The organism is Cupriavidus sp. 05N39 (assembly GCF_056397325.1).
Genome location: NZ_JBFTNE010000012.1, coordinates 1 through 13,902 on the forward strand (window position 1 = coordinate 1; position 13,902 = coordinate 13,902).

Consider the following 13,902-nt stretch of genomic DNA (forward strand, 5'->3'; position numbering starts at 1 on the left):
ACCCGCATTCTTTGAATATGCCGTGGTCAGGTAGACATCAGTCCGCTTGGAAAGCGTGTAGTCCGCGATAAAGGCAACTTGCCATGGGTTCGGCACCGACTTGTTGGCGAAGAAGCTCTTGACGTTGTCGTAGTTGTACTCAAGCGTCAGGCCAAGCGCCGGCGTCACCTGGTAGTTGGCGCCGATCCAGTAGAAGTCGTCGCGCTCGATCAGGCTGCCATTCTGGTCCTTGTTCTGACCCCAGCGGTAGCCGCCCATGATCTTTGCCGCGCCGAACGCATAGCTTGCCGCGACCGTCGCCTTCTTGAAGCTGCCGCTGCCGAGGGCAACAGCTGTTAACGGGTTGGAAATGGTTGGATTGAACTGGTCGTACGCAACGGCCACACCGACAGGGCCAGAGATATAGGTCAACCCTGCGCCATAGGCGGTGTCGCGGCGGAACTGGCCCGGCACTTCGCCGTTGCCGCCGAGCAATGGGCCGTTGGCCACCGTCGTCGGCAATGCCAGGCCGGTACCGAAGGACCAGTGTGCCAGTGCAGAGACCGAGCCGAACCGGCCGGAGTACTTGATGGTGTTGTCCTCGCGGAAGTTCGCACCTGTCAACATCACGATCGGTTCATACTGGGTGGCAAAGGCTGCCGGCACGAAGTTCGCGATGCTCTCGAACATCGAAGTGTACTGACGGCCGAAGGTCACCTGGCCAAACTGCGTGCTTTGGATGCCAACGTAGGCCTGTCGACCGAACAGGCGGCCGCCTTGCTGCGACGTGCCGGTATCCAGGTTAAAGCCACTCTCCAGTACGAAAACGGATTTCACGCCGTTGCCCAGATCTTCCACGCCGCGCAAGCCCCAACGCGAACCGGACAGGCCGCCGGAATCCATGCGGTAGACATTGTTGGACGGGCCCGCATTGAACTTGTTGGCAGCGGTGGGAACGGCGCCGACATGATTGGCGAACTCAACGTTTATATCCGCCACGCCATATAGCGTCACGCTGCTCTGTGCGTGTGCGCCGCCGGTGCAGATTGCGCCCGCAGCGATGAGTGCGTGATTAAGCTTGCTCAGCTTTCTCAATGATCCCATTGCCTCCTCTCCTTTAGGTTATTTTTTTCGCCTGTCACAAACGATGCCATCAGCCACGCGTGTCGTGGCCATGGCGAAGAACGCCCCGAGTTACCTAGGGCTTCCCTCAACAGCAACCGCACAGACAAATCGGTGGCTCGGTCAGTTCCTTGAGTCCATGGACTGTACACCAGATATATTATTGTCGACAACAATAAATTTGAGCGCGGCAAGCCAGCCATTGGTTTCCGGACCGATGCGTCGACGCACAAGAATGGTGAGAACAGCAGATGGGGCGCGAGGCGGCCTCAACCTGACGAGGCGAGCCGACAGCTTTGATGAAGTGCCACCCCGTGTGGATGATTGCAGCATCGCGAGGGTGGAGAGAGCCGTAGACGACGGTGAAGCCAGGCAAGCGCCGTCGCTCCACGCCGTCGTCGCCCCGCGGGTAATGCTTGACAGTGCTGCTTCGCGTAGCTACCGGGGTGGCCGCCACCGGCACGAAGCATCAACAGAAGGAACTGCGTACCGCAGGCATCAAACCAGTAACCCTGATGGCCCGCGTAGGTGCAACTAGGCAGCCTTGCGCCGCCTGGCTGTTTGCGCAGTCTGCTCCCGCGTGGCCGGGCCTTTGTCGTCCTTTGAGACTACCGGAACGCCGGGCTTCATCTTGAGAGCACGCAGCGCGGCATCCCTCGCCTCATCCAGCCGCTTCTGGGCAACGGAGAGCAGCAACTTCTCGTCACGCTTCTGCGCCGCGTTTTGAAGCGCACGCCAGGTCTTCAACGAAGCAGGAATGGATTGCGGAGCGGCAGATAGTCCAAGGCGAGCGTAGCGCAACGTGCGAAGCGATATGGATTGCAGCATGTCAACCAGCAATCTGTTGGCACACAAATCGACAATCGCAAAGTTCAGCAGAAAGCTCTCGACAGCATAGGCGTCGACCGACTCCTCCGCTGCCTTGGCAAGCTTCGGCATGCGCTCGTCGAGGACGTCCTGGAGCCCGTCCGAGTTCTCGCGCATAACCTGCTCCAGCATCGTAACGTAGAGTACTGCTCGAACCTTAAAGATATCGCGAAGCTCCATCTCGCCGGGCGCGGTGACGATGGCACCGCGCCTGGCCTGAAACTCGACCAGCCGGTCTCGTTCGAGGATGCGCATAGCCTCCCTGACTGGCGCGCGGCTTACATGCAGCACTTCGCTAATGTCTTTCTCAAGCAGGCGCTGACCCGACCGGATTAGATCGAGCGTGATCACGCCCGCCAGTCTGGCGGCGATCTGTTCAGCAATGGGCGCGGATGCGCGTGCCCAGTCCTGCCCTCTTAGCACAGCGTGCTCAACTGCCAGCATCAGCTGATTTTTTGGCGTGAGGAGGCTAGAGAGATCCGGGAGGTTTTCAGTCTTACTTCTGCTCATGGTTTCGAATACCGGTGTACTGTCCTGGACGCCGCATGGCTGCTGCGTAACTTCGGTATTCTATCCTTCCCCGGTCCTCGATCCGGCGCGACGCGCTGGCCAGACGGAAGATCTCCGCGATCCAGCGCAAGGAGCGTCCGTATGCCCTGGCCTTTTGAAGGCTTATGCCCTGCTCGCCGGCGGAGGTGCTGTCTGTCGGCGCACGGTGCCGCTTGCGGCCCGGCTCTCCTTGGGGCTGCAACCGAATTGCGCGTGATACCAGCGCGAGAATCCGCTTGGCGCGGAAAAACCTAGCAGGGTCGCCACCTCGGTCAACGGACGATCGCTCTCGATGACGTGACGCGCCGCGAGTTCCGTGCGGATGTCGTTAACGATCGACGAGAAGCTCCGCCCCTGTTCCGCCAGCCGGCGCTGGACCGTGCGGCACACCACGCCCAGGTGCTCGGCCACCTGTTCGATGCTGCAGCGCCCACTGGGCAACAGCAGAAGGATCGTGCGACGCACGTCCTCAAGCATGGTCGCCTGCTGCGGCATGGCGGACGCGTCTATCAACTGCTGCGCGTAGCGCACCATGGCCGGATCGGCCGACGGGTTGCGTGCATCGAGATCGGCCTTCGCGCAGACGATGCAGTTGAAGTCGTAGTCGAACTCGACGTGAGGGCCAAAAAACCGTTGGTGTGCACTAAGGTCGCGCGGCGCCGGGTGCTCGAAGCATACGCGCCGCGGCTCCCAGTCGGGCTTGAGGAGCTGGCGTATCAACCGCACCATTACCCCTAGCGCCAGTTCAACCCTTTGGCGTGTTGGCTGATGTGCGTTGCCAGCCATTACCGCCTCGCGAATAATGACCAGTCCTCCGCATTCCTCGACCGCCAGCGACAGCGCACCATTGAGCATCGCCTGGTAGCGCATCAGCATGCCAAGCGAGTCGCGCAGCGTTGCCTGGTCGCGGATCAGCAATCCTACCGCCCCAAGATTGGACAATAGGCGCGACTCGGCCATGCACAGCCCGAAACTCTCGTTGCCTGACATGGTCGCGGACGCCTGGAGCAGACGTCCAAAACGCTCGACTGGAATCATGAGGTCCGGCTCGCGCAGTACGCTCGGACTTATCCCTGCGTCAAAGAGCATTCGCACCGGATCCAGCCCGGCGGCACGAGCGACCTCGCTGTAGTTCGTGAGGGCCGCGGCGCGGACAAGTAACGACATCGGGGAACTGACGTAGGAGGGTGACATAGAATGATAAATGCCTGTCATGTATTGTCAAGCGGGAGAAACCCGCGACGCCCAAACTCGCCAGGATCGAAGGGCATAATCGGCAATGGGAGACAAACGTTCATGATTCAACGCCTCAATGCGGCACCCGCAGCGGTCCGCGCAACCTCTCTGGGCAACTCGATCCAGGTCGAGCCAGTCACTTGCACGATCGGTGCGGAGCTCGGCAACGTCAACCTGGGCGCGGCTGCCGAAGACGACCAACTGATGGCCGAAATCCGGGCCCTGCTCTTAAAGTATCGCGTGCTGTTCTTCCGCGACCAGGACATCACTCGCGCGCAGCACGTGGCCTTTGCGCGCCGCTTTGGCGAGCTGGAGGACCATCCTGTGGTGGGCAGCCATCCCGATTACCCCGGACTGGTTCAGATCTACAAAACCCCGGACAGCCCTCCCGAACGCAACGAGAATTCCTGGCATACCGATGCCACCTGGCGCGAAAAGCCTCCGTTGGGCTGCGTGCTGCGCTGTATCGAATGCCCGCCTGTGGGTGGCGACACGATGTGGGTCAACATGGTCGAGGCCTACAACCAGTTGCCCGAGGATATCAAGACGAAGATCGCCTCATTGCGCGCGCGCCACAGCATCGAGGCAAGCTTCGGCGCCGCGATGCCGATCGAAAAACGTCTTGCACTGAAGGCTCAGTACCCGGACGCCGAGCACCCGGTGGTGCGCATTCATCCCGAAACCGGAGAGAAAGTCCTGTTCGTCAACGGGAGTTTTACGACGCACTTCACAAATTACAACGTGCCGGCCAACGTCCGCTACGGGCTAGACAAGGCGCCGGGTGCCAGTAATTTGCTTAACTACCTGGTCAGCCAGGCCACCATCCCCGAATACCAGGTGCGTTTTCGTTGGAAGAAAAACAGTGTTGTGTTCTGGGACAACCGCTCAACCCAACACTACGCAGTGATGGATTACCCCCCGTGTCACCGAAAGATGGAGCGCACCGCCATCATCGGTGACGCGCCTTACTGAAAGATCGACGTGGCCTCTACGAAAACGACCGTTCTCATCGTCCCAGGCTTGCGTGACCATGTGCCGGAACACTGGCAGACCCTGCTGGCGGCGAAACTGCCTGGCGTGGTCAGCGTCGCCCCGCTTGAGCAAGACAAGCTGAGCTGCGCTGCCCGCGTCGACGCGATCGATCGCGCGCTAGCCACCATCGAGGGGCCGGTGATCATCGTGGCGCACAGCGCAGGCGCGATGATGGTCGCCCATTGGGCGGCACGAGGCGCCACACCCGAGATCCTCGGCGCACTGCTTGCAGCGCCCGCGGACCTCGAGACGCCCATGCCGGCAGGCTACCCGACAACCGACACACTGAGCGACCACGGCTGGCTGCCGATCCCTCGCGGCAAATTGCCGTTTCCGAGCATTGTTGCGGCAAGCAGCAACGATCCCCTGACGCGTCTCGATCGCGCCCGTGACCTGGCGCAGGCGTGGGGCAGTCGCTTCGTCGAACTCGGCGAGGTCGGGCATCTGAATCCCGCGTCAGGCTATGGCGAGTGGCCGCAGGCCGAAGCGTTCATTCGCGAACTCTCGTGACCGAAACACGGCCGAGTGCCATCGGCCGGGAAAAAAGGACCCGGACTGCGGAATTTGAAAACGACAGTGCCGCCAGGGACGACCGGACAGATTCAATGACCACGATCCGTATGCTTACCTGACGGCCGCGCCGGAACGGTAGTAACCCAGCCGGCCAGTTGCGCGGCCGGGCTACTACCGCTGCACCGGATATTTCCTATTATTCTGGCTGGTAGTTAATGGACTTCAGCAGCGCGGACTGTTGCTGGTACGCCTGCTTCAGGTCCGCCATCAACTCTTCCGAGGTGGCGCCCCCGCCCTGCTCCATGCCCATGTCCTTGACGCGATTCTGCACTGCGGGTTGCTTGAAATACGCCAGCGTCGCCTCGCGGATTTTTCGCTGGACTGCCGGAGCGACATCCGGGCGGGACCACACGGCGAACCAGCCTGCTTCCGCCAGTTGTGGGTAACCGAGCTCCTTGAAAGTCGGCACATCCGGCAATCCGGCAATCCGCGTCGGATAGTTCAGCGCAATCGCTTTGATCTTTCCGGCCTTGATCAGCGGCAATGAGGTCGTCACGCCATCGAACATCAGGGGCACATGGCCGCCCATCAGGTCGTTCAATGCCGGGGGAGAGCCCTTGTAGCCCACATGCCGCATTTGCACATGCGTGAGTTGCCCGAGCAGCATGCCCGAGGTGTGGCCCTTCAGTCCCGCAGCGTAAGAAGCGAAGACGAGTCCGTCTTTTTGCGATTTGCCGTAGTCCACCAACTGCTTCAGGTTGGAGACGGGCACATCCTTGTTGGCAACCAGCACCAACCCCGTGCGACTGATCTGGGCCAGGGGCTTCAGGTCCGCAAAGGGGTTGTAGTGGACCTTGTAGGCCAACGGCGCTTCGCTCACGACGCCGCCCTGGATGACCAGGAGAGTATGGCCATCCTTGCCGTTGGACTGCAAATCGCTGATCGCCAGCGCGCCGGCGGCACCGGGCTTGTTCTCTACGATGACCGGCTTGCTCAATGTCTTCTGCAGCCCTTCCGCCAGCAGTCGCGCCAACGCGTCGGCACTGCCGCCGGCAGGCCCCGCCACCACCAGACGAATCGGCTTGCTGGGCCAAGCCTCCTGGGCCTGGGCCATGGGGATCCCACCGGCGACACCAACACCGATCGCCAAGGCGTAACCGCGCCACCGGAAGTTATTGGTCTGCTTCTTCATGTCTATACCTTTTGATTGCTACGCTTTGCGTGTTTGGAAAGGTCTGTCGCCGATGACCTCGATGCCGCACTAAACCTTCAGGCCGGCGATCCTGTGGCAGGCTTTGCGATACATTCACCCTTTGTCCATTCTCGGATCGCACCGGGTCAACCGGCTTGACCGATTACGACAAGTTTTTGCCATTTCGCGCAAACAGCGGGAAAACCCTAGCAAGACATAGCGAGCGCACTTTCGAAGACGTCTCTTGCGAGCGCTGCCAGTATCAGCCGTGCAGGGATCAAGGTCTTGAGGTTCCATGGCTGCAAGGCCCCGTCGTCGTCGACACACGCGGCCAACGGGAGCGCATTGAACAGGGCAACGGGATACGGGTATGTATCGATGCCGTTGGCCTTGGCGGTGTCCACCAGGGAGTGCGGGTTGGCCGAAGCGCTGGCCCCGCCACGGTGTCGCAGAACAACCGGTTTCTTCTCTTCTGGAAGGGCTTCCATGGTCACCAGGCATGGCGCCTTGCAGATCTGATGCGCTACGGGTACCAACCGACTCCTCGAGGTGTGCCGAATCTGGCCCTTATGGTGATCCAGTGCTCCCTGCGTCGGCGAATTACTGTCGTAAATGGCCAAGTTCACGGCGTGCAAGGTAAAGCGGGAAGTAGCGCCAGGCTAGATGATCCGGTGCGAGAAGTCCTTACCGAGGATCGTGTCGTCGAACGTGATGCCACCGTGTTCGTGGGCCTTGACTGATCGAGCGTCGAATTCCAAAGCGCGCACGGCGACACAAAGAAAGCGCCCGGCAAAGCGCCCGGCGATGCTGATGGCCAGCAGCCACCACTGCCGCCCTGGCCCGAAGGCCTTGCTTCACACCGCCCACACGACAGCAGGCCGCACCAATAGCCATCAGTTTCGAGAATCACTAGAGGAGACAGAATTGAACCCATGTACGAGTAACGCGATGCCGGCTGAGCCGGCTGCGGCTCCCACTGGTGCCCGACCCTACGCGTGGGTCGTGTTTGCATTGATGTTTTGCCTGTTACTGTCCGACTACATGTCGCGGCAGGCGATCAATGCCTTGTTTCCACTCTTGAAAGTGCAGTGGCAGATTTCCGATACACAGCTCGGTTCGATTAGCAGCGTGGTGCCGTTGGCGGTTGGCGTGCTGACCCTCCCATTTTCCATAATCGCGGACCGCTGGGGACGAGTCAAAAGCATTGCGCTGATGGTTGCGGTGTGGAGTGTTGCCACGCTCGGGTGCGCCATTGCCAGCACCTACCACGAGATGTTCGTCGCGCGCTTGTTCGTTGGTGTCGGCGAGGCTGCCTACGGCAGTGTCGGATTCGCTATGCTCGTTAGCGTCTTTCCAAAGCATATGCGGTCCACCATTGCCGGAGGCTTTACGTCTGCCGCCGCTTTTGGGTCCGTGCTCGGTGTTTCGCTTTCCGGCATCATTGCGACGCACTTTGGCTGGCGCTGGTCGATGGGTCTGATGGCGATCATTGGCTTTGTGCTGGTGATCATTTATTACTTCGTGGTCACGGAAGAAAAGCTTGCAAGCGCGCAACCGGACAATGCGAACGGAACTCAGGTATACGGGCATGTGAAACTGACACCGCGTGCGCTTTTCTCCGGCCTGTTTCCGTCCCGTTCCGTCTTTTGCGCGTACCTCGGCTGCGCCCTGCAGATCTTCGTTCAGGGTACGCTTTTCGTGTGGCTGCCCAGCTACCTGAATCGCTACTGGGGCATGCCTGTCAGCCAGGCGGCCGTACTGGCGGCCGGGCTCGTCCTTGTCAGCGGCCTGGGCCAACTCATGTGCGGTGTGATGACCGATCGGATCAGCGGGGATTCGTCGCTCAAGCGGTGGAACATGGCCATTGGCTATTGCCTCGTGCTAGGCACTCTGCTGGCGATTGCGTTCCGCTTGCCACAAGGTAATCTGCAACTCGCGCTCCTTGCGCCCGGCGTGTTCTTCCTTGCGAGCTCGTTCGGCACATGCAGCGCGATCATTGCCGGAGCCACACCGCCAGCTATTCATGGCTCGGCATTTGCCACACTGACGTTGTTTAACAATATATTGGGACTCGCAGCAGGCCCCTTTATCACCGGTATGGTAGCGGACGCGGTCGGTCTTCAAGTCGCCTTGCGCTGGCTACCGCTCGCGGCAGTTCTGCCCTTCACCGTGTTCCTCATTGGCAGATGGTGTTACGTCGCGGAAACGCGACGCGGCTGAGCGCGCTGCCGGCACCCAACCCATCGTCCCCACGATCCTCCATCGCGGGGACGATGCAGGATCCCGTTGATCGATTCAGGCACGGCCATTGAATATCTCGGTTCCGAGTTGCACGAATGCCCGTACCGCCGGGGATATTTCCCGACGCCTGTGAGCTAGCGCCAGGTGCACTGAGAATTTAAAGTCGGCGATCTGCGTGTAAAAGATACCTGGCTGGGAGAAGTTCTGCATTGACTCAGGCACTATGGCCACTCCGTATCCCGCGGACGCGAGGCAAATCGCGGAGATGAAATCCTGGACGCGATATTCCAGATGAGGCGTGAACCCCCCGGCTTTGCCCAGGGCGGATAACGCAGACCCGAATCCTTCCTCGTCCGCAAACTGCGGGACGATAAAGGACTGATCTGCTAGCGCGCGCGCTGAAACCGTCCCTCGCTTTGCAAGGGGATGACTTCCTGTCATTGCGGCCAGCAGGCGTTCAGTCTGTATGACTTTCGTGATGACGCCGGCCGGATAGAGCCGTCTTGGCCTGACAATTCCCACATCGATCTGGCCATCGCTGAGCGCTTCGAGCTGCCTTGGCGTTTCCATTGGCACGACTTCGATCCGGACCATCTCGTGTGATTTCCGAAACTCGCTCAGCATCATGGACAAAAGGCCGCTGCTTACGCCAGATGCCACATAGCCGACACGGATGACGCCAGCCAGCCCTCGGGCAGCCAAGCGTCCCACCTGGTCGGCTCGCTCAATGTGCCGCAACGCCGCCACAGCCTCGGCATGGAACAGGTGCCCCGCGTCGGTAAGTGACACCGGCTTCCTTTTGTTGCGATTCAAGAGCGTGACCCCCAAATCTTGTTCAAGGCGCTGGATCTGGGTGCTGAGCCCTGATTGGGCGACACCCAGGCGATCTGCCGCCTTCGCAAAGTGAAGCTCTTCCGCCACGGCGAGGAAACACTGCAACTGGCGAACGTCAATCATCGTTTTAATCTCGATTTCGGAACAAAGATTACTGTCTTCCATCTGGATCATATCAAAGAATCCAGATGAAATAGCGCCATACAACATCCCGGAGAGCTATCGATGAATGCCCCGTTTCCTGCCGCAGTGCTTGCCAGCAATGACGAGCCCCGTTTCCAATTATCTGCCCACGCAGATCACCATCGCATCCTGCATGTGACCGTTGAGCGCGAGGCCCTTCTTGGGTTCCTGCACGACGTACGCAAGGTCGATGTTCAGAACCTCGAGTATGTCCCCTTCATGCGCTACGAGCTCGCGGATGTACTCGCGAAGCACGTCGGCGAGGACTTCGCTACAACCATCAACGGCATTGTGAAGGATCGGCAGCATGGTGGCTTTACGGTAGGCCTCCAGGGACTGACGACGGACGCCGACGATTTCGTTCGCTTCGGCACTGCCATTGGGCACCTCCTTGGTCCCAGCAACCACGATGCGATGTCGGGCAATTACTATGCTCGCTTCGTGGTCAAGCACACGGACGATAGCGACTCCTATTTGCGCCAAGCCTATCGACTCTTCACGATGCACACCGATGGCACCTTCGTTACCGAAGCGACGGACTGGCTGTTGATGATGAAGTTTGCAGAACAGAATGCAATCGGCGGCGAGTCCCGATTCCTGCATCTGGACGATTGGGAGGCGCGTGACCGGTTTGTCAGTCACCGTCTCGGGACGCAGCCTTTCCTCTACAAGGCACCGGGGTCCAAGAATGTCGGCGATAGWGTCGAGCGCCCACTCTTCTTCCAGAATGAGTTTGGGTTGTCGATGTCCTTCATCGATCAGTTTGTACAGCCTCGCAATCGCGAGGAGGCTGCATTTCTCAACGACCTGTCGACTTCCATGGAGGCTTCGCCGGGAACAAAGGAAGTGTCGCTACCCGTCGGCGATCTGGTTGTCCTGAACAACTACTTCTACCTCCACGGGCGTGCGCCGTTCGAGAAGAACGAGGCGCTGTTCCGTGAGCTGATGCGCCAGCGAGGCACGTTCGCCTAATGATCGATGTGATCCGGCGTGGCTGATAGTGACAGCGGTTGGGCCTGATAGACGCTTCAAATCAAGATGACATCTCAAACAGAAGTTGCAGAAAGCCAAGCCGTTCCGAGCGCTGGAATGCCCGCCAAGCCTGCCTATGGCGCCAACCGTCAGATTCATAGACGACTGCGGCCGATCCTCTCGCTTGCCGATTTTGAAGTCGCGGCAAAGAGAGTGCTTCCGCGCCCGATCTTTGGCTACATCGCCGGTGCCGCGGAGGATGAAAAGTCGCTTGYCGCGAACAGGACGGCATTCGACGAGGTCAAGTTTCGTCCCAAAGTTCTTGTCGACGTGTCGGGACGGTCGCAAGCGACTGAGATCTTTGGGCAACGTTACGCGTCTCCCTTTGGCGTGGCGCCCGTTGGAATCAGTGCGATTGCCGCTTACCGCGGCGATGTGGTCCTCGCGCAAACGGCGCGGGAAGAGCGGATACCCGCAATCATGAGCGGCACGTCCTTGATTCCGATGGAAGCCGTTCAGGCGGCCGCGCCAGGTACGTGGTTTCAGGCCTACCTGCCAGGTGACGCCGCGCGCAGGGATGCCCTGATTGAGCGGATTGAAGCGGCCGGGTTCGCTACGCTTGTCCTTACGGTTGATATTCCCGTTTGGGCCAACCGGGAGAATAACGTCCGTACTGGCTTCTCTTTGCCTTTGCGACCATCTGTCCGCCTGGCATTCGATGGCGTGTCTCGGCCGCGTTGGCTGGCCGGGACGTTCGCCAGAACCCTCGTTTCGAGTGGGATGCCGCATTTTGAGAATTCTTTTGCGTCTCGCGGCGCGCCGATCCTGTCGGCCTCCGCCATTCGCGATACGACGGGACGCGATCACCTGAGCTGGACGGATATCGAGCGAATCCGGCAAAGATGGCGCGGCAACCTGGTCATCAAGGGCATTTTGCATACGTCCGACGCCGCACGCGCTGTCGCCTTGGGCGCCGACGGCATCATTGTCTCGAATCACGGCGGGCGCCAATTGGACGGTGCCGTGGAACCGCTTGCTGTATTGCCGGAGATTTGTGAGGCAGTCGCGCACAAGACAACCGTCATGATGGACAGCGGTATCCGGCGAGGCGGTGATGTTCTGAAAGCGTTGGCACTGGGAGCCCGCTTTGTCTTCCTGGGGCGACCTTTTGTTTACGCTGCGGCCGTTGGGGGAGCCGAGGGCGTTCGCCACGCCATAACGCTCCTGCGCGATGAGGTCGACCGAAATATGGCCATGCTGGGCGCGACGACCATCGCGGACGTGAACAATAGCGTCATCGTCCAGGGCCACAGAACCCGCCGAATTGCATCGCGCTTCTCTACTCCCGTGTAGCCCGCATCGCCAAACGCATGGTCCTCGTGGCCATGCGGCAATGCCTGCGCCTGCGATACGTCCGACTCGTCGGCCCCTGGGGTAGTTTGGCTAGAGCGCCGCTATCGGCCGCTGCCACGGCACAACGCTTTTCATCGCCGCCAGGAAGTGCTGCCGGCGCGTTAACCTGCCCTTACGCTTCCGCAAAACTGATTTGACGCTTCATTCCCGTACCTGACTTTTACACATGCTCATGACAACGCGCTCAGCCGATGTCGCGACGACTCGCGCACCGATTTGATCGGCACTTTCCCGGCGTCATGTGATCGGGGTTGAGCACGCGTGCCCAAACCGGCGCACTCACGCCGCGCAGAGTCATTCGGAATTGAAGGGTGCAGATCGCAGGCAGATGATCGGAAGCCGTACGTGCATTCAGGGGGGAGGCGGCATTCACATCGTGGCTATGCCTGGTTCCGGGCAACATGATCTCTGTCGGCAAGATACTGCCGTCAAAGACGCGCCGCTCGCCCAGCAAGGCCTCTGCCGCGCGGCATCTTGTTGCCGTCGCATTCGGCGAGCCGGATACCACGCCGAGCGACTTTTACCGACGGCGGTCGGCGCGGATCGGCGACGCCAAGGCGATCGCTATCACCGCTACCGCCACCGTTAATGAGATCGCGGCGCTCTTCTGCGACACACAGGGCCATGGCGTGGGACATGTGGATCCCGAGGCCGCGTACAACGAAGAACGCTGCCGACAGCGGGTCCTGAACAACCTGACCCGACTGCCAAATCACTGGGTTACGCTTCGCCGACCAATGCAGCCTGACGGCTCGCGTTTCCCAGGAAGCGGGAACACTCAAATCTCGAAAATGGACGAACCCGTGGTCTTTCGAGCTTCCAGGTCCCGATGCGCCTGCACGGCGTCCTCCAAGGCATAGCGCTGATTGATCTCGATGCGGATGCGGCCTGCCGCCACGTGGCCGAACAGCTCATCGACCAGTGCCGCCTTCTCGGCCGGATCGGCGATGTAATCGGCCAGGCCCGGGCGGGTCAGGTACAGCGAGCCCTTGCGGGCCAGAATCTGCGGATCGAACGGCGGGATCGTGCCGGAGGCGGTACCGACGCAGACCATCAGCCCGCGGCGCTTGAGGGAGTCCAGCGAGGACATGAAGGTGGCCTTGCCCACGCTGTCGAAGACCACGGACACACCCACTCCGTCCGTCAGTTCCCGCACGCGCTTGGCCACATCCTCATGGCTGTAGTTGATCGTGTGATCGCAGCCGTGGGCGCGCGCCACTTCGGCCTTGGCATCGGTCGAAACCGTGCCAATCACCGTCAGCCCGAGCAATTTGGCCCATTGCGAAACGATCAGGCCAACACCGCCCGCTGCGGCATGCAGCAGCACGGCCTCGCCCGCCACGAAAGGATAGATCCGACGCACCAGGTAAGCAGCGGACAAGCCCCGCATGGTCATGGCCGCCGCGGCTTCGCAACTGATGGCCTCCGGCAGTTTGATCAGCAGTGCGGCAGAAATCAGCCGCTCAGTGCTGTAGGCGCCCAGCGTGTTGATAAAACCTGTGTAGGTCACACGGTCGCCGACCGCCAACTGGGTCACGCCGGCACCAACTGCCTCGACCACGCCGGCTGCCTCGTTGCCGACGCCGCTGGGCAGCGGAACCTGGTAAATGCCACCGCGGAAGTAGGTATCGGCAAAATTCAGGCCCACGGCCACGTGGCGGACGCGGACCTCTCCCGGTCCCGGTTCACCAACCTCAACGTCCTCGAAACGAAGGACCTCGGGCCCACCCGTTTCGTAGAATTTAACGACTTTTGCCATGTTGTCTCCT

12 protein-coding genes and 2 pseudogenes are annotated in these 13,902 nt (G+C 60.5%); 6 read left to right on the forward strand and 8 right to left on the reverse strand.

The genetic code is table 11. The features are described 5' to 3' along the window. The 3 genes from AC1DN0_RS07855 to AC1DN0_RS07865 form a co-directional block, all read right to left on the reverse strand. The coding region (locus AC1DN0_RS07855) for a porin (RefSeq protein WP_477145640.1) at nucleotides 1–1,083 on the reverse strand (1,083 nt) is incomplete at its 3' end. Between the two features lie 552 nt (nucleotides 1,084–1,635). After that, the gene (locus tag AC1DN0_RS07860; protein WP_441627889.1) at nucleotides 1,636–2,478 is read right to left on the reverse strand and encodes a GntR family transcriptional regulator; all 843 of its coding nucleotides are present in this window, start codon (nucleotides 2,476–2,478) and stop codon (nucleotides 1,636–1,638) included. Between the two features lie 162 nt (nucleotides 2,479–2,640). Beyond that, nucleotides 2,641–3,684, reverse strand: a complete 1,044-nt coding sequence (locus tag AC1DN0_RS07865) for an AraC family transcriptional regulator (RefSeq protein WP_441627891.1) — start codon at nucleotides 3,682–3,684, stop codon at nucleotides 2,641–2,643. A 129-nt stretch (nucleotides 3,685–3,813) separates the two neighbouring features. Here AC1DN0_RS07865 and AC1DN0_RS07870 point away from each other — a divergent pair, with 129 nt between their 5' ends. After that, a complete protein-coding gene (locus tag AC1DN0_RS07870; protein ID WP_441627893.1) occupies nucleotides 3,814–4,725 on the forward strand; it encodes a TauD/TfdA dioxygenase family protein in 912 nt (303 codons plus the stop codon). 9 nt (nucleotides 4,726–4,734) lie between these two features. After that, nucleotides 4,735–5,295 (forward strand): RBBP9/YdeN family alpha/beta hydrolase, encoded by a 561-nt coding sequence (locus AC1DN0_RS07875; RefSeq protein WP_441627895.1) that lies wholly within the window; start codon nucleotides 4,735–4,737, stop codon nucleotides 5,293–5,295. Between the two features lie 199 nt (nucleotides 5,296–5,494). Here the strand turns inward: AC1DN0_RS07875 and AC1DN0_RS07880 are convergent, their stop codons facing one another. Beyond that, nucleotides 5,495–6,490: a Bug family tripartite tricarboxylate transporter substrate binding protein gene (locus tag AC1DN0_RS07880; protein WP_441627897.1), complete on the reverse strand. Its 996-nt coding sequence runs from the start codon at nucleotides 6,488–6,490 to the stop codon at nucleotides 5,495–5,497. A 155-nt stretch (nucleotides 6,491–6,645) separates the two neighbouring features. On the opposite strand from AC1DN0_RS07880, the gene AC1DN0_RS07885 reads away from it, so the two are divergent. Next, the gene (locus tag AC1DN0_RS07885) at nucleotides 6,646–7,230 is read left to right on the forward strand and encodes a hypothetical protein (protein ID WP_441627899.1); all 585 of its coding nucleotides are present in this window, start codon (nucleotides 6,646–6,648) and stop codon (nucleotides 7,228–7,230) included. Between the two features lie 208 nt (nucleotides 7,231–7,438). Next, entirely contained in the window at nucleotides 7,439–8,710 is a 1,272-nt protein-coding gene (locus AC1DN0_RS07890) for an MFS transporter (RefSeq protein WP_441628023.1), read from the forward strand. A gap of 75 nt (nucleotides 8,711–8,785) precedes the next feature. On the opposite strand, the gene AC1DN0_RS07895 is transcribed toward AC1DN0_RS07890, so the two are convergent. Then, complete coding sequence (locus AC1DN0_RS07895) at nucleotides 8,786–9,739, reverse strand: LysR family transcriptional regulator (protein ID WP_441627901.1); 954 nt, start codon at nucleotides 9,737–9,739, stop codon at nucleotides 8,786–8,788. Nucleotides 9,740–9,790: 51 nt separating this feature from the next. Between AC1DN0_RS07895 and glaH the strand changes: the two genes are divergently transcribed. Then, the gene (gene glaH, locus AC1DN0_RS07900; RefSeq protein WP_477145641.1) at nucleotides 9,791–10,720 is read left to right on the forward strand and encodes a glutarate dioxygenase GlaH; all 930 of its coding nucleotides are present in this window, start codon (nucleotides 9,791–9,793) and stop codon (nucleotides 10,718–10,720) included. A 117-nt stretch (nucleotides 10,721–10,837) separates the two neighbouring features. Then, nucleotides 10,838–12,073 carry an alpha-hydroxy acid oxidase gene (locus AC1DN0_RS07905; protein ID WP_477145642.1) on the forward strand — a complete coding sequence of 412 codons (1,236 nt, stop codon included), beginning with the start codon at nucleotides 10,838–10,840 and terminating at the stop codon, nucleotides 12,071–12,073. Here the strand turns inward: AC1DN0_RS07905 and AC1DN0_RS07910 are convergent. From AC1DN0_RS07910 to AC1DN0_RS07920, 3 genes and pseudogenes are all read right to left on the reverse strand, one after another. Continuing rightward, nucleotides 12,028–12,147, reverse strand: a pseudogene (locus AC1DN0_RS07910) (IS5/IS1182 family transposase); the annotation flags it as partial. The gene AC1DN0_RS07905 and the pseudogene AC1DN0_RS07910 sit on opposite strands and share 46 nt — an antisense overlap. Before the next feature lie 19 nt (nucleotides 12,148–12,166). Then, nucleotides 12,167–12,278, reverse strand: a pseudogene (locus tag AC1DN0_RS07915) (IS5/IS1182 family transposase); the annotation flags it as partial. 633 nt (nucleotides 12,279–12,911) lie between these two features. After that, nucleotides 12,912–13,892 carry a quinone oxidoreductase family protein gene (locus tag AC1DN0_RS07920; protein ID WP_276289740.1) on the reverse strand — a complete coding sequence of 327 codons (981 nt, stop codon included), beginning with the start codon at nucleotides 13,890–13,892 and terminating at the stop codon, nucleotides 12,912–12,914. Between the last annotated feature and the right edge of the window lie 10 nt (nucleotides 13,893–13,902).

What these genes read in the sequence shown, in the direction of transcription:
- AC1DN0_RS07860 (WP_441627889.1), bottom strand. Translation starts at nt 2,478, where the DNA reads ATGAGCAGAAGTAAGACTGAAAACCTCCCGGATCTCTCTAGCCTCCTC.
- AC1DN0_RS07865 (WP_441627891.1), bottom strand. Translation starts at nt 3,684, where the DNA reads ATGTCGTTACTTGTCCGCGCCGCGGCCCTCACGAACTACAGCGAGGTC.
- AC1DN0_RS07870 (WP_441627893.1), top strand. Translation starts at nt 3,814, where the DNA reads ATGATTCAACGCCTCAATGCGGCACCCGCAGCGGTCCGCGCAACCTCT.
- AC1DN0_RS07880 (WP_441627897.1), bottom strand. Translation starts at nt 6,490, where the DNA reads ATGAAGAAGCAGACCAATAACTTCCGGTGGCGCGGTTACGCCTTGGCG.
- AC1DN0_RS07890 (WP_441628023.1), top strand. Translation starts at nt 7,439, where the DNA reads ATGCCGGCTGAGCCGGCTGCGGCTCCCACTGGTGCCCGACCCTACGCG.
- AC1DN0_RS07895 (WP_441627901.1), bottom strand. Translation starts at nt 9,739, where the DNA reads ATGATCCAGATGGAAGACAGTAATCTTTGTTCCGAAATCGAGATTAAA.
- AC1DN0_RS07920 (WP_276289740.1), bottom strand. Translation starts at nt 13,892, where the DNA reads ATGGCAAAAGTCGTTAAATTCTACGAAACGGGTGGGCCCGAGGTCCTT.